Below are 21,094 nucleotides of genomic sequence, written 5' to 3'. Positions count from 1 at the left end.
GCAGTGGGCACCGGTGCGGGACGGAAACGGGGAGTGGACGGATGGAGCTGGAGCTTCGGCATCTGCGGGTGCTGTGCGCGATCGCCGACGCGGGCAGCGTGGGCCGCGCCGCCGCACAGCTCGGGTACTCGCAGCCCGCCGTCAGCACCCAGCTGCGCCGCATCGAGCGCCACCTGGGCGAGCCGCTCTTCGAACGCGGCACGAGCGGCGTGCGCCCGACCCGCTACGGCGCCGAGGTGGTGGCCCAGGCCCGTGACGTGCTGGCCCGGGCCGACGCCATCGGTCACCGTCCGGCCGCCGAGCGGCCCCGCAGCACCCTGCGCGTGGCCGCGACCAACTCGCCGATGCTCTCCGGCACCCTGTCCCGCGTCCGTGCCCGGCTGCCGGAACTGTCCCTGTCGGTCCACAGCGTGTACGCCTCCTCCCGCATCGTGGAACTCCTGGAGGAGGGCGCCGCGGACATCGCCATCGCCGCCGACTATCCGGGCATGGAGCTGCGGCACTCCGGCGGGGTCCGGCACCGGGGGATCGTCACCGAGCCGACGTTCGTCGCGCTGCCGTCCCGGCACCGGCTCCGGCAGAGCGCCCAGGTACAGCTCGCCGACCTGGCGGACGACGAATGGTTCGTGACCCCGGACGACGGCGCCGGCTGGCCCGGGGTGTTCTACGACGCCTGCGCCGCCGCCGGCTTCACCCCGGTGACCGTGCACGAGTTCCTCGGCGACCAGACCCAGCTGCAGAGCATGATCGCCGACGGGCTCGGGGTGTCGCTGGTGCAGCCGACGCTGCGGCCCATCCCGCACGTCGTCGTGAAGCCGCTGGCCGGCTCCCCGTTGTGGTGCCGCTATGTGCTGGTCTGGCGGCCCGGCAGTGTCACCGAAGACGTGGTGGAGACGGTGTTCCAGTCCGCCACGGCGGCCTACCGCGATCTGGTGGCGCAGGCGCCTCATCTGCGGACGTGGGCCTCGCGGACCTGGAACGTGGCCGGGGCGTAGCGGCACGGCGGCGGGCGCCGCGATGTTATGAGCGGTCTGTGTCATGTGCTATGTCACACGCCATTGTTGGGTGGACCGTCCGCTGAGACAGTGCCTCACACGCCTCAACACCCCACAGAGGCGCGCCCCTTCGTGGAGGAACCCCAGATGCGCCATCACTTCGCGCTGCCCGGAAGCGGGCCCGGTCGCACGGCCAGACGCGCGGCCGGGGCCGTCGCCGTCTGCGCCACCGTGGCCGGCCTGCTGTCCGGCCCGGCCGTGGCGGCCCCCCAGCCGCCCGCCCGCACGGCCGCCGCACCCGGCGGGACCGCGGTCGCCCAGCCGTCACCGGCCGGTGCGACCACCCCCGCCTCCGAGCGACCCGGCACCCCGCCCCGGCGCCCGAGCCCGGCCCAACTCCCGCCCCAGGCCTTACCTCTGACGGCACCCCGGGCGAAGGGGCACGGCGTCAAGGCGGCCTCCTGCACCCCGGCCGACTTCGGCAGCCGTACCGGCCCTGCCCTCGTCGCCTTCGTGAAGGCCGCCACGACGGACTGCCTCAACACCCTCTTCGCGGTCACCGGCAGCAGCGGGCACGACGTGTTCCGGCAGGCGCAGATGCTGACCGTGGCGAACGCGTACACGAGCACGGCCGCGCGGTACCGCGGTGACAACTCCGGCAGCCTGGAGCAACTCGTCCTGTTCCTGCGGGCCGGCTACTACGTGCAGTTCAACCACCCCGCGGACGTGGGCCCGTACACCTCCCGGCTCACCGGCGCCGTCACGGCCGGCCTGGACACCTTCTTCGCCCGGCCCCGCTCCCGTGACGTCAGCGCTGCCAACGGCGACATCCTGGGCGAGACGGTCGTCCTCACCGACAGCGCCGACCAGCAGGGCCGCTACCTGTACGTGTACCGGCGGCTGCTCGACGACTACGACAGCTCCTACGACCCGCTCGACAGCATGGTCAGGGCGGTCAACGACGTCTACACGCCCCTGTGGCGCGGCAACTGGAACCCCGCGTACGTCCAGGCGGTCGAGGCCGACCCGCGGGTCATCGACACCCTGTACGACTTCGCGCTGGCCAACACCGACCAGCTCGGCACGAGTCTGGCCTTCCTGGACTCCAACGCCGGGATGAACGTGGCCCGTTACGTCGAGCACGCCGGACTGCGGGACCTGGCGGGCCCGTTGGCCAAGGATCTGCTGGAGCGGACGGCGATCACCGGTCCCACGGCCGGGCTGTGGGTGGCGGTGGCCACGCAGGCCGCCTACTACGACGCCGCCGACTGCGCCTACTACGACGTCTGCGGCCTCCCCGACAAGCTCGACAAGGCCGTCCTGCCCGTCACCCACCGTTGCGACGGCGACATCAGCGTCCGCGCCCAGGCGCTGACCGCCGCCGACCTCGACGCCGCCTGCGCCAGTGTGCTGCGCCAGGACGCCTACTTCCGCTCGGTCGTGCGGGCCGGCGGTCCCATACCCGGCCAGTACGCCTCCACCCTCCGGCTCGTGGTGTTCGCGAGCCGCGCGGACTACCAGATGTACGCCGGCGCGATGTACGGCATCAGCACCGACAACGGCGGCATGACGCTGGGCGGCGACCCGTCGGACCCGGCCAACCGGCCCATGTCGATCATGTACCAGAAGGACTACGACGACGGCTTCCCGGCCCGCGTCTGGAACCTCAACCACGAGTACACGCACTTCCTCGACGGCCGCGACGACATGAAGGGCGACTTCGGCCGGCAGATATCGGTGCCGGACGTGTGGTGGATCGAGGGCGTCGCCGAGTACGTCTCCTACGGCTACCGCGGCATCGCCGACGACCAGGCCGTCCAGGAGGCCGGCCGGCACACCTACCGGCTGAGCACCTTGTTCGAGAACACGTACGACAACAGCGACACCACCCGCGTCTATCCGTGGGGCTACCTCGCCGTGCGCTACATGCTGGAGCGGCATCCCGACGACGTCCAGCGGATGCTCGCCCGCTTCCGCGTCGGTGACTACGCCGGCGGATACGCCGTCTACCACGACGGCATCGGCACCCGCTACGACGCCGACTTCGACCAGTGGCTCACGGCGTGCGCCGCGGGCGCCTGCGCCGGGCCGGCCGCGGCCTGACCCACGCGCCCGCAACCGAACGGCCGCCGACCGGAACCCCGGTCGGCGGCCGTACGTGTACGCGCAGCGGGCGGATCAGACCGCCGTCGCCGGGTACGTCGGGTACTCCACGCCGGAGACGTGCTGGACGACCCGGACGACCTGGCACGAGTAGCCGAACTCGTTGTCGTACCAGAGGTAGAGGATCGCGTTGTCGCCGTCGACCTTGAGGGCGCCGGCGTCCACGATCGAGGCGTGGCGCGAGCCGATGAAGTCGCTGGAGACCGCGTCGGGCGCCGTGATGAAGTCGATCTGTCGCTTGAGCGGGGAGGTCAGCGACACCTCGCGCAGGTAGTCGTGGACCTCCTCACGGGTCGCCTCGCGGGCCAGCTGCAGGTTGAGGATCGCGATCGAGACGTCCGGCACCGGGACGCGGATCGAGCTGCCGCTGATCTTCGCCTTCAGGTCCGGCAGGGCCTTGGCGACGGCCGACGCGGCACCGGTCTCGGTGATCACCATGTTGAGCGGCGCGGAACGGCCCCGGCGCTCGGACTTGTGGTAGTTGTCCAGCAGGTTCTGGTCGTTGGTGAACGAGTGGACGGTCTCCACGTGACCGCGCAGCACGCCGTACTCGTCGTCCATGGCCTTCAGCGGCGGGACGATCGCGTTGGTGGTGCAGGAGGCGCAGGACAGGATCTGCTCGTCCGGCTTGATGGTGTCGTGGTTGACGCCGTGCACGATGTTCGGGACGTCGCCCTTGCCCGGCGCGGTCAGCACGACCTTCTCGATACCGGGACGCAGGTGGTTCGACAGGCCCTCGCGGTCGCGCCACTTGCCGGTGTTGTCGATGAGGATGGCGTCGCGGATGCCGTACTCGGTGTAGTCCACGTGCGACGGGTCGTCGGCGTAGATCACCTTGATCTCGTTGCCGTTGGCGACGATCGTGCTGCTGTCCTCGTCCACGGTGATCGTGCCCTGGAACTGGCCGTGGATGGAGTCGCGGCGCAGCAGCGAGGCACGCTTGACGATGTCCTGGGCACCGCCGCCGCGCACGACGATGGCACGCAGCCGCAGCCCGTTGCCGGAGCCGGCCTTCTCGATCAGGAGGCGGGCGACGAGCCGGCCGATGCGGCCGAAGCCGTACAGGACGACGTCCCGCGGCTCGCGGCGCTCGATCTTGTTGGCGCCGGTGGCGCCGGCGACGGCCTCGGCGGTGAACTCCGCCACGCTCAGACCGCGGTCGTCGGCCTGGTGCAGGGTGGCCAGCATGCCGAGGTCGATCTGGGAGGGGCCGAGGTCGAGGGCGGTCAGGGCCTCCAGGTACGGCATGGTCTCGGTGACCGAGAGCTCCGCGCCCGCGATCTGCCGGGCGAAGCGGTGCGTCTTGAGGATGCTGACCACCGACTTGTTCACCAGGGAGCGGCTGTGCAGCAGGACGGTTACGTCCTGCTCGCGGTGCAGCTTCCCGATGAGCGGGATCATCGACTCCGCGATCTCCTCGCGGATCTTCCAGTTGGTGAACGAGTCGTCGTTGACAGTCACAGATCCATCTTTCGAGCTAGGCAGCGCTCATATGCTAACCGCACCCTGTTTCGATCATTCCGGGGGCCCGTCCTCGGGGCCCTCACGGAGCCCGTTCCTGAATCAGGGTGGAACTCGGCGAGAAAGCCGGGTCGCGATTGCACCCGCTCACGGGCGTGCCCAAGGTCGACGGCGTGAGCACCTCCTCCGTACCCCGGCCCGAGCCCGCCGCACCGTCCGGTACCGCCCGCCGCCCGTCCCTGCCGCGGATGGCCCGGCGCGGGGTTCCCGAGGGGGCGCTCCCGGCCCTCGCCCTGTTCGCGGCCGTCCGGCTCGCCGGGGTCCTGCTGGTGATCCTCACGAACGACCTCAGGGGCCACCCGCTCGTCCGCAACCTCGCGCACTCCTGGGACTCCCGCTGGTACCTGCACATCGCCGCCCACGGCTACGGCCGGCTCATCTGGATCACCCCCGAGGGCGCCGTCCAGAGCGACTGGGCGTTCTTCCCCCTGTACCCGGCGCTCATCCGCGCGGCGACCGTCGTCCTGCCGCTGACCCCGGCCCAGGGGGCGATGCTCGTCGGCTGGGTCGCGGCGGGCGTCGCCGCCCACGGCGTCTTCACCGTCGGGCACCACCTGTACGGCCGTGGTGTCGCCACCGCGCTGGTCGCCCTGTGGGCCGCCCTGCCCCATGCCGTCGAGCTGACCATCGCCTACACCGAGTCGCTGTTCGCCGCGCTCGCCGCCTGGTCCCTGTACTGCGTGCTCAAGTGCCGCTGGCTGTGGGCCGGCGCCCTCGCGGCGCTGGCGGGCCTCTCCCGGCCCAGCGGATTCGCCGTGGCCGTCGCCGTCGTCCTCGCCGCCGCCCACGAGGCGCTGCGCCGGCGCGGCCGGGTCCCGGCGAGCCTGTGGGCCGGCGCGGCACTGGCCCCGATGGGCTGGCTCGGCTACGTGCTGTGGGTCGGGGACCGCTCGGGCGATCTGCTCGGCGGCTATCTGAAGGTCCAGAGCGCCTGGGACTCCCGCTTCGACCTCGGCGCCGGCTCGCTGAGCTTCCTGCGGGCCCTGCTGCTGCACGGCGGGCATGTCGTCTACCCGGCGGCTCTCCTGATCGTCGCCGCCGCGGTCCTGCTGTTCGGGCTGCTGTGCCTGGACCGCGCCCCGCTGTGCCTGGTGGTCTTCGCGGGGGTGCTCATCCTGCTGGTGGCCGGCGGCGCGGGCTCCTTCTCGTCCAAACCCCGCTTTCTGCTGCCGGCCTTCCCCCTGCTCATCCCGATGGCGCGGGCCCTCGCCCGGACCTGGCGGCTGCGCCGGGCCTCGGCGGTGCTCGTCTACGGCGCCCTCGCCGCCGTGTCCCTGCTGTACGGCGCCTATGTGGTGGCGGTCGCCCACTCCCCGCTGTGAGGCGGTGAGGCGGTGAGCCCGTGAGGCGCTCGCTGTCCGTCCGCCCTCGCGCACCCGGACCGGCCGCCCGCGCCCACGGTGCGAAGTCGGCGAATCGGGGTAGGCGGGGGGCCCGAGGAAAGGATCGTCATGACGACCTACGTGATCAGCGTCCCCGGCACCTTCACCACGGGGATCGCGGACGACACCCGGGGCCGGCTCGCCCGGGCGCTCCGGCCCGCGGACCCCCACGGCACCCGCATGGGCAGCGCCGAGGACCTGGACGTGCTCAGCGTCAACGAGGACAACACCTTCACCCTCCGCCTGACCGTGGACGCGGACACCGGCCCGCACGCCGAGCAGGAGGCCCGCCGGGTCGCGGACTCCGCCCTGCGCGACGCCGGCCTGGACGAGGGAAGCGCACCTCTGGGACCCGCCGTGATCACCGGAATCGACTCCGAGGTCCGCTGACCCGGGCCGCACCGGGGGGCGCCCCTGCGGCGAGATCATCCTTAATGGGTAAAATCTAGGCATTTGCCGAACATGCGGGCGGCCGACCGACGCGGCCACCGCCCCGCCGGAAGTGATCGATGCCCCGCAAGCGCTCCCCGGACGACGGCGACGAGCTGCTGGTCAGACTCGGCTCGCTCACCGCCCAGGCGCGCCAGCGCGCGGAGCTGCAACGCACCCAGGTCGAACTGGCCATCGCCCTCCAGCGCGGCATGCTCCCCAGGGACCTGCCCAGCGCCTCGGGCGTGCACCTCGCCGTGCGGTACGCACCCGCCAATCTCGGGCTCAACGTCGGCGGCGACTGGTACGACGCCTTCGCCATGCCCGACGGCCGGATCGGGCTCTCCATCGGCGACGTCCAGGGACACAACATCGAGGCCGCCGCCTTCATGGGCCAGGTCAGGGCGGGGCTGCGTGCCCTCGCCTCGGTTGCGGGCGAGCCCGGTGAACTCCTGACCCGCACCAACGACCTGCTGCTCTCCCTCGGCAGCGATCTCTTCGCCACCTGCACCTTCATGCGGCTCGACCCGGCCAGCGGCGTGCTGGAGAGCGCCCGGGCCGGCCACATCCCCTTCGTCTGGGCCACGGCGGACGGCAAGTCCGGCATCGTCGAGGACGAGGGCGGCCCGCCGCTCGGCGTCCAGCACGGCGTGCGGTACCCGGTGACCCGGCACCGGGTGACCGGCGGCGGGGTGTTCGTCCTGGTCACCGACGGAGTGGTGGAGGGGCCGTCGCTGCACGTCGAGGACGGCCTCGACACGGTGATGCGCCTCGCGGGCATCGCGGCCGTCGCCGGCCTGGAGGCCCACGCGCTGGCCGGCGCGGTCATCAAGGGCGCCGAGAGCGTCGGACACGAGGACGACGCCGCCGTGCTCGTCGTGGGCCTGGACGCGCCGGGCGGCCCGTGAGCCGGCCCGGACGGCGCCGCGCGACCGGGCCGCCGTCCGGCCGTCGGCCGCACCGCGCCGCCTCTCGCCTCGCCGACCCGGGGCCACCGGTGTGAGATGGCTGCTGTGGTGGGTGACGAGGAACCGCGCCGGCCGGGCGGCTACGCCGTCCAGGTGCTGGCCGTCGCGGTCTGCTACTTCGCGGCGGGCCGGCTCGGCCTGCTGCGCGAGCTGTCCGTCGAGGGCGCCGTCGTCACCCCCATCTACCCGCCGACCGGCGTCGCCGTCGCCGCCCTGCTGGTCTTCGGCCTGGGCTGCTGGCCCGGCATCATGCTCGGCGCCTTCTTCGTCGTCCTGTCCCTCACCACCCCCAGCCCGGAAGTGCTCGGCGTCCTCGTCGGCAACACCGCCGCGCCGCTGTGCGCCGCGCTGCTGCTGCGCCGGGCACGCTTCCGCAGCGACCTGAGCAGGCTGCGCGACGGCCTCTCACTGGTGTTCCTGGCCGCCCTGGCCGCCATGATGATCAGCGCCACCCTCGGTGTCGGACTGCTGGTCCTGTCGAACAGACTGGCCGGGCACAGCTTCTGGCTCGTCTGGCTGGCCTGGTGGGTGGGCGACGCGATGGGCGTCCTGATCGTCACCCCGCTGCTGCTGATGCTGTACCGGGTCCGCTGGCCGCCGCCGATCGGCCGCTGGAAGGAAGCCACCGCGCTGGCCGTCGCCGCCTGCGCGCTCGTACCGCTGGCCACCTACAGTTCCATGAGCCTGCTCTTCATCGTCTACCCGCTGCTCATCTGGGCGGCCCTGCGCTTCCAGCTCCTGGGCAGCGTCCTGTGCGCGCTGCTGACGTCCGTCGTGGCCACCGTGGCCGCGACCAACGGTGTCGGGGTCTTCGCGAGGCTGACCCGCGTCGAGGTCATGGTGCAGTTGCAGGCCTTCAACGGCGCGATGGCCCTGACCGCGCTGCTCCTGTCCGCCGTGATCACCGAGCAGCGCAACACCCGGCGCTCGGTGGAGAAGGCCTGCCAGGAACTGGTCGAGGTGCTGGAGCACCTCAACGCGGGCCAGGCCCCACCACCCCGGCAGCCGCCGGGCGAGGACGACACCGACGACCGGCCCTCGCCCACCGGAACCCCCTGAGCGCGCCGGAGCCGGTCCGCCGGCCTCGCCCGCTCACGCGTCCGGGCGGCCCACCGGCCGGTCGTCGTCTCCCGGCTCCACGGCCGCCTCGCCGGTGTCCCGGTCCGAGCGGACGGGCGGCTCGGGCGGCACCTCCGGGAGGGGCGGGCGGGCGTGGCCGGCGGCGCCCGGCCGGCCCCCACCGGTCGTTCCGTAACCACCGGGAATCCCCGGCGGCACGTCCGCCACGGCCTGGCCCCCGCCGCTGTGGCGCCTGGTCCGGGGCGGCCCGTCCAGGTGCTCCGGGAGCGGCGGGCAGGACGGCTCGGCCCCGGCACGCCCGGCCGGCTCGTCGTCCGTCGCGTCCGGCCGCCGGCGGCCGCGATCCTGCGTGTTTCCTTCGGGGTCGCTCATGCGGCGGCGGGTACCCGGGCGGGCGCCGGGGCCAACGTCCCGTCCCGGCGTGTCGATCGTGCGGCCCGGGGCACTGGGAGACGATGGGCGGAGCCTGTACAGGCACGGGCCCTACCGGAGAAACAGGGGCGGCATGGAACAGCGGGCGGCACCGCGCACGGCGGGTGCGGCGGACGGACGGGCGGACAGGGCCAGGACGGCCGAGGAGGCGGTCACGCACGACCGGAGCGCCGGGGAGACCGTACGGCCGCCCGGCGGCACCGGCGACGTCCGCCGCCGAGTCCCGCGCACCGACCTGCTCCTGCGCGACCCCCGGCTGTCCGAGGCCGTGCGGCGGCTCGGCGCGGGTGTGGTCAAGGCCGCGGTCAGGCAGGCGCAGGACCAGGCCCGGCGGGGCGGCGTCGCCCCGGAGCGGGTGGCGGAGACGGCCCTCGCCCTGCTGCCCGGTACGGCCGGCGGACTGCGCCCGGTGCTCAACGCCACCGGCGTGCTGCTGCACACCAACCTCGGCCGCGCCCCGCTGTCGGCGGCCGCCCGGCAGGCCGTCCAGGAGGCCGCCGGGCCCACGGACGTGGAACTCGACCTGGCGACCGGTGTGCGGGCGCGCCGCGGGCGCTCCGCGCTCGCCGCGCTGCACGAGCGGGTGCCGTCCGCCGGTGCCGTGCACGTCGTCAACAACGGAGCCGCCGCACTCGTGCTGGCCGCCACCGCACTCGCCGCCGGCCGGGAGATCGTCGTCAGCCGCGGCGAGATGGTGGAGATCGGGGACGGCTTCCGGCTGCCCGACCTGCTCGTGTCCACCGGCGCGCGACTGCGCGAGGTCGGCACGACCAACCGGACGACGGCCGCCGACTACGCCGACGCGATCGGCCCCGACACCGGGTTCGTGCTGAAGGTGCACCCGTCCAACTTCCGCATCACCGGCTTCACCCGGGCCGCCGACGTCGCCGAACTCGCCGGTCTCGGTGTCCCCGTCGTCGCCGACATCGGCTCCGGGCTGCTCGCCCCGCACCCCGGCCTGCCCGAGGAACCGGACGCCGACACCCAGCTGCGCGCCGGCGCCGCACTCGTCACCGCGAGCGGCGACAAACTGCTCGGCGGCCCCCAGTGCGGACTCCTGCTCGGAGACGCGGACCTGGTGCGCACCCTCGCCCGGCACCCGCTGGCCCGCGCCCTGCGCGTCGACAAGCTGACCCTGGCCGCGCTGGAGGCCACTCTCACCGGCCCGCCCACCCCGACCGCCCTCGCCCTCACCGCCGACCCGGCACGCCTGGCGGCCCGCGCCGACCGGCTCGCGAGCACCCTCGCCGCCGACGGGATCGACGTCCTGGCCGTCGGCTCCCGTGCCACCGTCGGCGGGGGAGGCGCCCCCGGTGTCACCCTGCCCAGCGCGGCACTGTCCCTGCCCGAGCCGTACGCCGAGGCGCTGCGCACCGTCCGTGTCCCGGTCGTCGGACGCCTGGAGGCGGGCCGCTGCCTGCTGGACCTCCGGGCGGTGCCGGAGGAGGACGACGAACGCCTCGCCGAGGCCGTCCGGTCGGCCGCCCCGGGGCACGGCGGCCCGTCGGCCCCGGCCGGCGCGGAAGGCAGGTGACCGTGATGCGCGTCCTCGCCACCGCCGGGCACGTCGACCACGGCAAGTCCGCCCTGGTGCGGGCCCTCACCGGCATGGAACCCGACCGGTACGCGGAGGAGCGCCGCCGCGGCCTCACCCTCGACCTGGGCTTCGTGTGGACCCAGGTCGTCCCCGGCGGCGAACACCTCGCCTTCGTGGACGTACCCGGGCACGAGCGGTTCGTCGCGACCATGCTGGCCGGGGTCGGCCCGGTGCCCGCCGTGCTGTTCGTGGTCGCCGCCGACCAGGGCTGGCAGCCCCAGTCGCAGGAGCACCTGGCGATCCTCGACGCGCTCGGTGTGCGCCACGCGGTCCTCGCGGTGACCCGCAGCGACCTCGCCGACCCGGAACCCGTACGCGCCGACGCCGTCGAACGCCTGGCCGCGACCTCCCTCGGCAAGGTGCCGTCCGTCGCGGTCAGCGCCGTCACCGGTGCGGGGCTGGACGAGCTGCGCCACGAACTGGCACGGATCGCCGAGGAGTTGCCGCCCGCCGACCCGCGCGCCGACGTCCGCCTGTGGCTCGACCGGGCCTTCACCGTCCGCGGTCACGGCACCGTGGTGACCGGCACGCTCGGCGCGGGCACCCTGCGCGTCGGCGACCGGCTGACCACGGCGGACGGCACGGCCGTGCTGCGGGTGCGCGGGCTGCAGAGTCTGCACGAGGACCTGGAGACCGTCAGCGGGGTGGCCCGCGTGGCCGTCAACGTGCGCGGTCAGGGCGACGGCACCCTGGGCCGCGGCCAGGTGCTGCTCACCCCGGACCGCTGGCTGCACAGCAAGGTGATCGACGTACGGATCACCGGTGAGCCGGCGGCCGACCTGCCCCGGTCCCTCACCCTGCACATCGGCACCGCCGCCGTTCCGGTGACCGTGCGCCCGCTCGGCGAGGACACCGCCCGGCTCACCCTCGGCCGGGGCCTGCCGCTGCGCGTCGGCGACCGCGCCGTGCTGCGCGAACCCGGCGGCAGCCGGACACCGTGCGCCGTCACCGTCCTCGACGTACAGCCGCCCCGGCTGGCCCGGCGCGGTGCCGGCCGCGCCCGTGCGGCCGAACTCGCCGGCATGACCGGCCGTCCCGACGCCACCGCCGAGCTGCGGCGCCGAAGACTGATCCGGCGCGCCGACCTCCGGGCGATGGGCGTCCCACCGCCCGCGCCCGCGCCCGGGAACGGGCCACGGACCGGAGCGGACCGGTTCCCCGTCGTCGACGTCGCCGGGGACTGGCTGGCCGACGCGGCGTACTGGAACACCCTGAAGGACCGGCTGGCCGCCGAGGCCGGACGGCACGCCCGCGCCCACCCGCTGGAGCCCGGCCTGCCCACCGAGGCGGCCCGCCGGCTGCTCGGCCTGCCCGACCGCGCCCTGGTCGACGCCCTCGCCGGGACGACACCCCGACTCCGGTCCCGCCACGGCCGGTTGTACCCCGCCGACAGCCCCGGGCCCGCCCTGCCCCTGCCGGTGCGCGCCGCCGTCGACGCCGTACGCCGGGACCTGGCGCGGGCGCCGTTCCGCGCACCCGAGGCCGGCCGCCTCGCCGAACTGGGGCTCGACCGAAGGGCACTGGCCGCCGCCGTGACCGCGGGCAGCCTGCTGCGGATCGCCGAGGGGATCGTGCTGCTGCCCGGCGCGGAGGCGGACGCCGTCGCCGTACTGCGCGCCCTGCCCCAGCCGTTCACGCTCAGCGAGGCCCGGCGCGCGCTCGACACCACCCGCCGGGTGGCCGTACCGCTGCTGGAGTTCCTGGACGCCCGGGGCCGCACGGAGCGCGTCGACGAGCAGCGGCGGCGCTGCCGGGCCGGGGCGGGGGACGGAGGCGGACGGGAATCGAACCCGCCTGCCCGAGATCCTCGGGCACCTCGGTTTTGAAGACCGGGAGGGCCACCAGGCACCCACACGCCTCCACCGCTCGTCAGGCTACTGCCCCAGGAGACCGGTATGACACCGACCCGCCAAGCAACCGTACGCCTCACGCAGTTCGCCCACGGCGGCGGCTGCGCCTGCAAGATCCCGCCCGGCGAACTGGAGGACGTGGTCGCCGGGCTCAGCCGGCCGTCGGCCGCCGCCGGCGACACCCCGCTGCTCGTCGGGCTCGCCACCGGCGACGACGCGGCCGTGGTCGAGCACCACGGCACGGCCGTCGTCTGCACGGCCGACTTCTTCACCCCGGTCGTCGACGATCCCTACGACTGGGGGCGCATCGCCGCCGCCAACGCCCTGTCCGACGTGTACGCCATGGGCGGCCGGCCCGTGCTCGCCGTCAACCTGCTGGGCTGGCCGCGCGACCGGCTCCCGTTCGACCTGGCCCGCGAGGTGCTGCGCGGCGGACTGGACGTCGCCACCGAGGCGGGCTGCCACGTCGGCGGCGGGCACAGCGTCGACGACCCGGAACCCAAGTACGGCATGGCCGTCACCGGCATCGCCGACCCCCGGCGGCTGCTGCGCAACGACACCGGCCGGCCCGGCCTGCCGCTGTCCCTGACCAAACCGCTGGGCCTCGGCGTGCTCAACAACCGCCACAAGACCACCGGTGAACGCTTCGAGCACGCCGTCGCCACCATGGTGGCCCTCAACCGGGAGGCGTCCGAGGCGGCACTGGACGCCGGAGCCGACTGCGCCACGGACATCACCGGGTTCGGCCTCCTCGGCCATCTGCACAAGCTGGCCCGGGCCTCCGGCGTCACCGCCGTGATCGACACCGCGGCCGTGCCCTACCTCGACGGTGCCCGGGAGGCCGTACGCGACGGCTACGTCAGCGGCGGCACCCGGCGCAACCTCGAATGGGTCGCGCCGCACACCGACTTCGGCGCGGCCGACGAGGACATCCGGCTGCTGCTGGCCGACGCGCAGACCTCCGGCGGCCTCCTCGTCGCCGGGGAGGTGCCCGGAGCGCCGGTCGTGGGGGAACTGGTGCCGCGCGGAACCCACTCCGTCGTGCTGCGCTGAGACCCGCCCGGCCCTCTCACGCCTCGGTCCCGGTGTGCTCGTCGATGCCCGCCCGGGCCCGGTACGCCCGCACCAGCTCCAGCGAGGCCGGACCCCGCGGCCGGCGGCCCGGACGGATGTCCACGGCGAACGCCTTCGCCTCCTGGATGTGGGTGTTCGGGTCCAGGGACAGGTGCAGCAGCTCGTTGGCCGCGTCACCGGTGCTGTAGCCGTTCGGACCCCAGTGGTAGGGCAGGCCCACCTGGTGCAGCCTGCGCCCCTGCACGGTCAGCGGCGCCATCCGGTCGGTGACCAGTACCCGTGCCTCGATCACGCCCCGCGCGCTGACGATCGTCGCCCACCCGGTGTGGGCGAGGTCGCGCTCGTCGGCCAGCTCCGGGGACACCTCGCAGAAGAACTCCGGTTGCAGTTCCGCCAGATACGGCTGCCAGCGGGACATGCCGCCCGCCGTGTGGTGCTCGGTGAGCCGGTAGGTCGTGGCCACGTACGGGAAGACCTGTGAGCCGGGCTCGTCACCGCTCGGCTGGTAGCGGTTGTCCGGCGTCGACGGCAGCAACTGCCGTACCGGATTGCGCTGCTGGTCGTACAGCAGGTTCGGGAACGGGGAGTCCTGCGGCTCGTAGTGCGCCGGCAGGGGCCCGTCGGTGAGCCCGGACGGCACGTACAGCCAGGCCTTGCCGTCCGCCTGCATGATGAACGGGTCCGTGCCCGACAGCGCGTCCGGACCGGTGGCGCCCTCCGGCGGCCGGTGGTCCGGGGACTTGTCCTTCTTGAAGTCGGGCACGTCGTGCCCGGACCACTCGCCCCTGTCGGCGTCCCACCACACCAGCGCCTTGCGCGCGCTCCACGGCCGGCCCTGCGGGTCGGCGGAGGCCCGGTTGTACAGGATCCGCCGGTTCGCCGGCCAGGCCCACGCCCACTCGGCCGCCACCCAGTCCTGCTCGCGTCCCGGCTTGCGGCGGGCCGCCTGGTTGACGCCGTCGGCGTGGACACCGCAGTAGATCCAGCAGCCGCAGGCCGTCGAGCCGTCCGGCTTCAGCTGCTCGTACGAGGAGAGCGGCCCGCCCTCCGCGTCATGGCCGTTGATCTCCGCGAGCACGGCCTCGGCGTCGGGCTCCGCGAGCGGCCCCTTGGTCGGGTAGTCCCACGTCAGGTCGAGCAGCGGCCGGTCCATCTCGTCGGTGGACCCGGCCAGCTTCTCCCGGAGCCGGCGTCCGAGGTGGTAGTAGAACCACAGGTCGCTGCGTGCCTCGCCCGGCGGCTCGACCGCCTTGTGATGCCACTGGAGCAGCCGCTGGGTGTTGGTGAAGCTGCCGTCCTTCTCGGTGTGCGCGGCGACCGGCAGGAAGAACACCTCGGTGCCGATGTCCTCCGTGCGCAGCTCCCCGGTCTCGATCTCCGGGCCGTCCTTCCACCACGTCGCCGACTCGATCAGCGAGAAGTCGCGGACCACCAGCCAGTCCAGGTTCGCCATGCCGAGCCGCATCAGCCTGGAGTTGGCGTTCCCCACCGCGGGGTTCTCGCCCACCAGGAAGTAGCCCTTGCAGACGCCGTCCAGCTGGGCCATCGTCGTCTCGTACGTCGAGTGCGAACCGGTCAGCCGCGGCAGGTAGTCGAAGCAGAAGTCGTTCTCGGCCGTCGCCGCGTCGCCCCAGTACGCCTTGAGCAGGCTCACCAGGTACGCGCGCATGTTGCCCCAGTAGCCCTTGTGCGCGGCCTCCGCCTCGATGAAGGCCTCAAGGTCCTGCTGCTGGTGGGCGTGCGGCATCGGGATGTAGCCCGGCAGCAGGTTGAACAGGGTCGGGATGTCCGTGGACCCCTGGATGGAGGCGTGTCCGCGCAGCGCGAGGATGCCGCCGCCGGGGCGGCCGATGTTGCCGAGCAGGGTCTGCAGGATGGTGGCGGTGCGGATGTACTGCACGCCCACCGTGTGCTGGGTCCAGCCGACCGCGTACGCGAAGGCGGTGGTCCGCTCACGCCCGGAGTTCTCCGTGATCAGTTCGCACACCTGGCGGAACCGGTCCTGCGGCACCCCGCAGATCTGCTCGACCATCTCCGGCGTGTACCGGGCGAAGTGCCGCTTGAGCACCTGGAACACGCAGCGCGGGTGGGTCAGCGTCTCGTCCCGCTCCGGCTCGCCCTCGCCGATCACCGCGCCGCCGGAGCCGTGCGCCTCGCCGCGTGCCGCCTCGGTCACCGAACTGCCGGCCTCGGTGCGCTTGTCGTACTCCAGGTCGCGTTCACCGGAGGCCGCCTGCATCTCGGTGCCCTCGTACTGCCAGCTGCTGTTGTCGTACGAGCGGCTCTCGGTGTCCAGACCGGAGAAGACCCCGGCCAGGTCCTCGGTGTCGCGGAAGTCCTCCCGCAGGATCACCGGGGCGTTGGTGTACGCCACGACGTAGTCGCGGAAGTACTTCTCCTCCCGCAGCACGTGGTTGACGATCCCGCCGAGGAAGGCGATGTCCGAACCCGCCCGCAGCGGCACGTGCACATCGGCGAGCGCGCTGGTGCGGGTGAACCGCGGATCGACGTGGATCACCTTCGCGCCCCGCGCCTTGGCGTCCATCACCCACTGGAACCCGACCGGATGGCACTCGGCCATGTTCGAGCCCTCGATGACGATGCAGTCCGCGTTCTGCAGGTCCTGCTGGAAGGTGGTCGCGCCGCCGCGGCCGTACGAGGTTCCCAGACCGGGAACGGTGGAGGAGTGTCAAACACGCGCCTGGTTCTCGATCTGGATCGCTCCCAGGGCGGTGAACAGCTTCTTGATCAGGTAGTTCTCTTCGTTGTCCAGCGTGGCCCCGCCGAGACTGGCGATGCCGAGCGTGCGCCGGGTGCGGGTCCCGTCGACCTCCCACTCCCAGCCCGCCCGGCGGGCGTCGATCACCCGGTCGGCGATCATCTCCATCGCGGTGTCGAGGTCCAGCCGCTCCCACTCGGTGCCGTGCGGGCGCCGGTGGAGGACCTGGTGCTCGCGGGCGTCCCCGGTGGTCAGCTGTAGGCTCGCCGAACCCTTGGGGCACAGCCGGCCGCGCGAGATCGGCGAGTCCGGGTCGCCCTCGATCTGGGTGACCCGCTTGTCCTGCACGTACACGTTCTGGCCGCAGCCCACCGCGCAGTACGGGCAGACGGACTTCACCACCCGGTCGGCGGTCGCCACCCGGGGCTCCAGCCGCTCGCTGTGCCCGCTCTTGGCGGCGGCCCCCCGGCCCAGCGGGTCCGTGCCCGTCAGCTGGCGGTAGACCGGCCAGGAGTCGATCCAGGTGCGCACGCCCACGGCCGCTCCTCACACTCCGTACCCGACATTGTCCCGCGGTCCCACCGGCCCGGCGTCACTCGCCGTGCCGAGCCGCGGAGTACCCCCGTCCCCCAGGGGCCAAACCGGCGCGGCAGGTGTGAGGCGGCCCGTCCGGGGGGACTCCGCCGCTGCGGCGCGCCGGCGTACGGACCCAGCGGGCGCGCCCGCGGACACCGAACCCGAGTGGAGGTGATCACGTTGCCCGGTGACGGCCGTCCCCACGTGCTCGTTCTCGACGTCAACGAGACGCTCACCGATCTGTCCCCGCTCGCCGCCCGCCTGGCGGAGGCCGGCCTGCCGGACCACCTGCTGCCGGCCTGGTTCGCCGGTGTGCTGCGCGACGGAGTGGCGCTGACCCTGGCCGGCGGCGAGGCGGCCTTCGCCGCAGTGGCCCGCGACGGGCTGCGGACGCTCGCCGCCCGCGCGGGGACGGGCACCGACCCCGAACAGGCCGCCGACCACGTCCTGGCGGGACTTCCCCTGCTGCCCCTGCACCCGGACGTGCCCGACGGCGTACGCGCCCTGCGCACCGCCGGATACCGCCTGGTGACCCTGACCAACGGCTCGGCCGGCACCACCCGTGCGGTCCTGGACCGGGCCGGCCTCACCGACTGCTTCGAGGCGCACCTCGACGTCGAGGGCGTCGGCCGCTGGAAGCCCGCGCGGGAGGCCTACGCCCACGCGCTCGACACCGTCGGCGTGCCGCCCGACGAGGCGGTCCTGGTGTCGGTGCACCCCTGGGACATCGACGGCGCCGCCCGGGCGGGTCTCGCCACCGCCTGGCTGCGGCGCACCCCCCAGCCCTACCCGGCGACCCAGCTCCCCGCCGCCCTGGAGGCGACCGGGCTGACGGATCTCGCGCACCGGCTCGACGCCGAGCGGCGACTCCTGGACCCGGGCGGAGACGGGGAGGACGCGGACCGCCGCTGAGGGGTCGGACGGGGGCGCCGCCCGTGATGGGTCGGACGGGGACGCCCCTGAAAGGTCGACGGAACGCCCCCCGAGGGTCAGCGGCCGCGCGCCTCCATCCGCTCCCGCTGCGGTACGACCGTGTACTTCGGGTCCTCGGCCGAGGCCACGCCCGCGTGGAAGACGCCGAAGCGCAGCGCCGCCGAGCCGGTGAGCAGGGCGGCACCCGCGGCCACGGCGAGGCGGCGGTCGCGCAGGGTGCCGGAGAGCAGCGCCAGCGCCGCGCCGCCGGCCGTCAGGGCCTCGGACGCGCGCAGCAGGGTGCGCGGCCTGCCCCGGTCGAAGGGCTCGGCGAGCAGGCCCATGCGCCGCTTCATCGTCCGGAAGGCGCCCAGCTCCAGGGCCGCGCCCAGGACGGCCAGGCGGCGCGCGGGGCCCGCCTCGGCCGCCGGAGCCGTCACGAGGGCCAGTCCGGCCGCCGCGGAGGCGGCGGATCCCGCGAAGACGTACGGCAGTTCCCGGTACCCCTCGTGCCAGGAGGGCACCGCCGTGTCCGAGAGCAGCACCGCGGTGTACGTCGCCACGGCCGGACCGAGGACGGCGGCCGCCGCCGTGGCGGCCGAGCCCAGCAGCCGGTAGCGGCCCGCCACCTCCGTGGCCGCGGCGGTCAGGGCCAGCGGTGCGTACCCGCTCAGCACCCAGGAGCCGACGCTCATGGGGGAGGTGGGCTTGAAGACCCGCAGCATGTTCAGGAAGCGGGCCGGCCGGCCCAGGTCGTGCACGAGTGCCGCCAGCGAGAGGGAGATCGCCCCCGCCGCCCCGAGTTTCGCGGGCGCGGCGAGTCCCGGCCGCCCCGTCACCTGGCCCCCGGCCGCCAGCAGCGACGAGGCGCCCGCCAGCCCGCCGAGGTACAGGTAACCGGCGATGTCGAGCGGTTTCCACGTCGGCTTGTTCAGCACGGGTTTGCCGTAGTACGACGAGAACGCGGCGTCCGGGACCATGGGCTGCTCACCGCGCCCGCGACCGCGCCGGCGCCCACGCCGGCCCGCCTGCGCGCCGGTGAGCGCCTCGCGACCGGGTCGCGCGCCCCGCACACCCTCACGGGTGACATCGGATCCGGTCGTCGTGGCGTCGTCGCGGCCCTGCCGGGGCTCCTCGGCGCCGCTCGCGGGTTCGGGGCTCATCGCGGCCTCCTCAGGAAACTGCCCACGGCGAGCGCGGTCAGCGACACGGCGGCCAGCGCGGCGTGCCGCCACATGTCGGGCAGGTCCCGGGTGGTGACCACCGGGTCCGGGGGCAGCCCGTAGACCTCGGGCTCGTCCAGCAGCAGGAAGAACGCTCCGTCGCCGCCGACCCCGTCGTCCGGACTCTCGCCGTAGAGGCGGGCGTCGGTGACACCGGCCGCGTGCAGCTGCCCCACCCGGGCCCGCGCGCGCTCGCGGAGTTCGTCCAGCGGGCCGAACTGGATGGACTCCGTCGGGCAGGCCTTGGCGCAGGCGGGTTCCATGCCGACGCCGAGCCGGTCGTAGCACAGGGTGCACTTCCACACCCGGCCGTCGTCCTTGCGCTGGTCGATGACGCCGTAGGGGCAGGCGGGCACGCAGTACCCGCAGCCGTTGCAGATGTCCTCCTGCACGACGACCGTGCCGAACTCGGTGCGGAACAGGGAACCCGTGGGGCAGACGTCCAGGCAGGCGGCGTGCGTGCAGTGCTTGCACACGTCCGAGGCCATCAGCCAGCGCAGCTCGGTGCGGCCGTCGGGGGAGACGGGGGAGATCTCGCCGGCGGGAGCGCCCGGGGGAGCCTCGTCCGGCGGGGGAGCGGTGGCGCCCGGCCCGGGTGACGCGGCGTCGGTGCCGAGCCGGGAGGCCGCCGCGAACACGTCGACGTCGTCGTGCGCCACCCCCGGCTCCTGCCCGCCGAACGGCTTGCGCTGCTCGATGAAGGCGACGTGCCGCCAGGTGTCGGCGCCGAGCCCCTGCGTGTTGTCGTACGACATGCCGGTCAGTTCGAGCCCGTCCTCGGGGACGGCGTTCCACTCCTTGCACGCCACCTCGCACGCCTTGCAGCCGATGCACACCGAGGTGTCGGTGAAGAATCCCATCCGCGCCGGAGCGTCCGGATAGCCGGACGCGCCGGCCACGTCCGGCTCCGGGCCGTACAGCTGATTGCGGTGGGCCCCGTCCCCGCTCGTGCCGTGCCTGGTGGTCCCGCTCATGCCGCGCCTCCTCCCGGCGCGAAGGGAGACGACCGCCGCTCGGCGGACACGGCCGCCGTGCGCTCGCCCTCCGCCCGGTGCCGGGTCCCTCGCTCCTCGTGCCCGCTCGTCGAGCCTGGCACGGGTGCCCCACCGCCGCGCGCCCGAAACGACCGGGGCGGTCGGCGGTCCGCACGGCCGGGCCGTTTGCGTCCGGCGCGGGGCGGCTACCCGGTGCCCGGGCAGGGCCGGGGCCCGTGTACGCGGCCGGCGCGGACCGGTCCCTCCGTACGGCCCGGGGCGGCGAAGGACGCCACCGCCGTCGTCCTGGGCAAACCCTCGCGAGTACCCGGTCGGCAGGCCCTCATGCCTGTCCCGACCGCCGATTTTCATGATCGTCAACGGTTGGCCGAATGCTTTGTCCAGGGACGTGAAGGTGGGTTAACCTGCGACGTATTTTTCTCATCGTGCAAATCCGTGAACTGCGGAAATGCACACACCACTAGCCGGGTCAGGCCGCGTGCCCGGCAATGGTTCCGAGCCCTTGGCACGAGGGCTCCTGGGGAGCGGAACGAGGGTGCGCATGGCCGGCAAGGCTACCGGGACGATCGACGCTGTCCCGGGTGACCAGGAACTGAGACGACTGCTCGCGGGACTGACCGCGGTGCGCGACGGAGACTTCGGCACCCGACTGCCGGACGACTCCACCGGACTGATGGGGGACATCGCCACCGTCTTCAACGGCATGGTGGACCAGCTGTCGGTGTTCACCTCCGAAGTCACCCGCGTGGCCCGGGAAGTGGGCACCGAGGGGACCCTCGGCGGCCAGGCGCAGGTGCCGGGCGTCTCCGGGACCTGGGCCGATCTGACCGATTCCGTCAACGCGATGGCGGGCAACCTCACCACGCAGGTCCGTGACATCGCCCAGGTCGCCACCGCCGTGGCCAAGGGCGACCTGTCGCAGAAGATCGACGTTCCCGCACGCGGCGAGATCCTTCAGCTGAAGGAGACCGTCAACACGATGGTCGACCAGCTCTCCGCGTTCGCGGACGAGGTGACCCGCGTGGCGCGCGAGGTGGGCACCGAGGGCCGCCTGGGGGGTCAGGCGCAGGTGCCCGGGGTCGCCGGTGTCTGGCGCGACCTGACGGACTCGGTGAACTTCATGGCCGGGAACCTGACGGCGCAGGTGCGCAACGTCGCCCAGGTGACCACCGCGGTGG

At 73.8% G+C, this 21,094-nt stretch carries 15 protein-coding genes, 1 tRNA gene and 1 pseudogene; 11 read left to right on the top strand and 6 right to left on the bottom strand.

The annotated features are described in order from the left end of the window. Positions 1–41 precede the first annotated feature (41 nt). Together ACF08B_RS23530 and ACF08B_RS23525 are read left to right on the top strand one after the other, a co-directional pair. A complete protein-coding gene (locus tag ACF08B_RS23530) occupies positions 42–995 on the top strand; it encodes a LysR family transcriptional regulator (protein WP_392319172.1) in 954 nt (317 codons plus the stop codon). Positions 996–1,142: 147 nt separating this feature from the next. Continuing rightward, entirely contained in the window at positions 1,143–3,098 is a 1,956-nt protein-coding gene (locus ACF08B_RS23525) for a collagenase (RefSeq protein ID WP_392319171.1), read from the top strand. A 75-nt stretch (positions 3,099–3,173) separates the two neighbouring features. Here ACF08B_RS23525 and ACF08B_RS23520 read toward each other — a convergent pair whose 3' ends face one another. Then, complete coding sequence (locus tag ACF08B_RS23520; protein WP_123439009.1) at positions 3,174–4,619, bottom strand: glyceraldehyde-3-phosphate dehydrogenase; 1,446 nt, start codon at positions 4,617–4,619, stop codon at positions 3,174–3,176. Positions 4,620–4,774: 155 nt separating this feature from the next. Here ACF08B_RS23520 and ACF08B_RS23515 point away from each other — a divergent pair, with 155 nt between their 5' ends. From ACF08B_RS23515 to ACF08B_RS23500, 4 genes are all read left to right on the top strand, one after another. Beyond that, on the top strand, positions 4,775–6,001 hold the full coding sequence (locus tag ACF08B_RS23515; protein WP_392319170.1) for a hypothetical protein: 1,227 nt from the start codon (positions 4,775–4,777) through the stop codon (positions 5,999–6,001). A 129-nt stretch (positions 6,002–6,130) separates the two neighbouring features. Next, complete coding sequence (locus ACF08B_RS23510) at positions 6,131–6,451, top strand: hypothetical protein (protein ID WP_392319169.1); 321 nt, start codon at positions 6,131–6,133, stop codon at positions 6,449–6,451. A gap of 119 nt (positions 6,452–6,570) precedes the next feature. Continuing rightward, positions 6,571–7,398, top strand: coding sequence for a PP2C family protein-serine/threonine phosphatase (locus ACF08B_RS23505; RefSeq protein WP_392319168.1), 828 nt, complete (start codon positions 6,571–6,573; stop codon positions 7,396–7,398). A gap of 105 nt (positions 7,399–7,503) precedes the next feature. Then, on the top strand, positions 7,504–8,517 hold the full coding sequence (locus ACF08B_RS23500) for an MASE1 domain-containing protein (RefSeq protein ID WP_392319260.1): 1,014 nt from the start codon (positions 7,504–7,506) through the stop codon (positions 8,515–8,517). A 33-nt stretch (positions 8,518–8,550) separates the two neighbouring features. Here the strand turns inward: ACF08B_RS23500 and ACF08B_RS23495 are convergent, their stop codons facing one another. Further along, positions 8,551–8,910 carry a hypothetical protein gene (locus tag ACF08B_RS23495; protein WP_392319167.1) on the bottom strand — a complete coding sequence of 120 codons (360 nt, stop codon included), beginning with the start codon at positions 8,908–8,910 and terminating at the stop codon, positions 8,551–8,553. 133 nt (positions 8,911–9,043) lie between these two features. Between ACF08B_RS23495 and selA the strand changes: the two genes are divergently transcribed. Together selA and ACF08B_RS23485 are read left to right on the top strand one after the other, a co-directional pair. Beyond that, positions 9,044–10,504 carry an L-seryl-tRNA(Sec) selenium transferase gene (gene selA / locus ACF08B_RS23490; protein WP_392319166.1) on the top strand — a complete coding sequence of 487 codons (1,461 nt, stop codon included), beginning with the start codon at positions 9,044–9,046 and terminating at the stop codon, positions 10,502–10,504. Between the two features lie 5 nt (positions 10,505–10,509). Then, positions 10,510–12,300 (top strand): annotated as a pseudogene (locus ACF08B_RS23485) (SelB C-terminal domain-containing protein); the annotation flags it as partial. Between the two features lie 35 nt (positions 12,301–12,335). On the opposite strand, the gene ACF08B_RS23480 reads toward ACF08B_RS23485, so the two are convergent. Next, positions 12,336–12,428, bottom strand: a tRNA-Sec gene (locus tag ACF08B_RS23480). Between the two features lie 34 nt (positions 12,429–12,462). Between ACF08B_RS23480 and selD the strand changes: the two genes are divergently transcribed. Continuing rightward, complete coding sequence (selD, locus tag ACF08B_RS23475; protein ID WP_392319165.1) at positions 12,463–13,470, top strand: selenide, water dikinase SelD; 1,008 nt, start codon at positions 12,463–12,465, stop codon at positions 13,468–13,470. Between the two features lie 16 nt (positions 13,471–13,486). Here selD and fdh read toward each other — a convergent pair whose 3' ends face one another. Next, a complete protein-coding gene (gene fdh, locus ACF08B_RS23470) occupies positions 13,487–16,747 on the bottom strand; it encodes a formate dehydrogenase (protein WP_392319164.1) in 3,261 nt (1,086 codons plus the stop codon). Positions 16,748–16,957: 210 nt separating this feature from the next. Between fdh and ACF08B_RS23465 the strand changes: the two genes are divergently transcribed. After that, positions 16,958–17,698 carry a haloacid dehalogenase type II gene (locus ACF08B_RS23465; RefSeq protein WP_392319163.1) on the top strand — a complete coding sequence of 247 codons (741 nt, stop codon included), beginning with the start codon at positions 16,958–16,960 and terminating at the stop codon, positions 17,696–17,698. Positions 17,699–17,775: 77 nt separating this feature from the next. On the opposite strand, the gene nrfD is transcribed toward ACF08B_RS23465, so the two are convergent. Both nrfD and ACF08B_RS23455 read right to left on the bottom strand, forming a co-directional pair. Next, positions 17,776–18,678 carry an NrfD/PsrC family molybdoenzyme membrane anchor subunit gene (nrfD, locus tag ACF08B_RS23460; protein ID WP_392319259.1) on the bottom strand — a complete coding sequence of 301 codons (903 nt, stop codon included), beginning with the start codon at positions 18,676–18,678 and terminating at the stop codon, positions 17,776–17,778. A gap of 179 nt (positions 18,679–18,857) precedes the next feature. Beyond that, positions 18,858–19,895, bottom strand: a complete 1,038-nt coding sequence (locus tag ACF08B_RS23455) for a 4Fe-4S dicluster domain-containing protein (RefSeq protein WP_392319162.1) — start codon at positions 19,893–19,895, stop codon at positions 18,858–18,860. Positions 19,896–20,457: 562 nt separating this feature from the next. On the opposite strand from ACF08B_RS23455, the gene ACF08B_RS23450 reads away from it, so the two are divergent. Next, positions 20,458–21,094 (top strand): HAMP domain-containing protein (locus tag ACF08B_RS23450; RefSeq protein WP_392319161.1); only part of this gene is annotated, 637 nt, incomplete at its 3' end.

This window comes from Streptomyces sp. NPDC015139 (assembly GCF_043079785.1).
Taxonomy (GTDB): domain Bacteria; phylum Actinomycetota; class Actinomycetes; order Streptomycetales; family Streptomycetaceae; genus Streptomyces; species Streptomyces albidocamelliae.
This window is presented reverse-complemented; position numbering and strand designations above follow the sequence as displayed.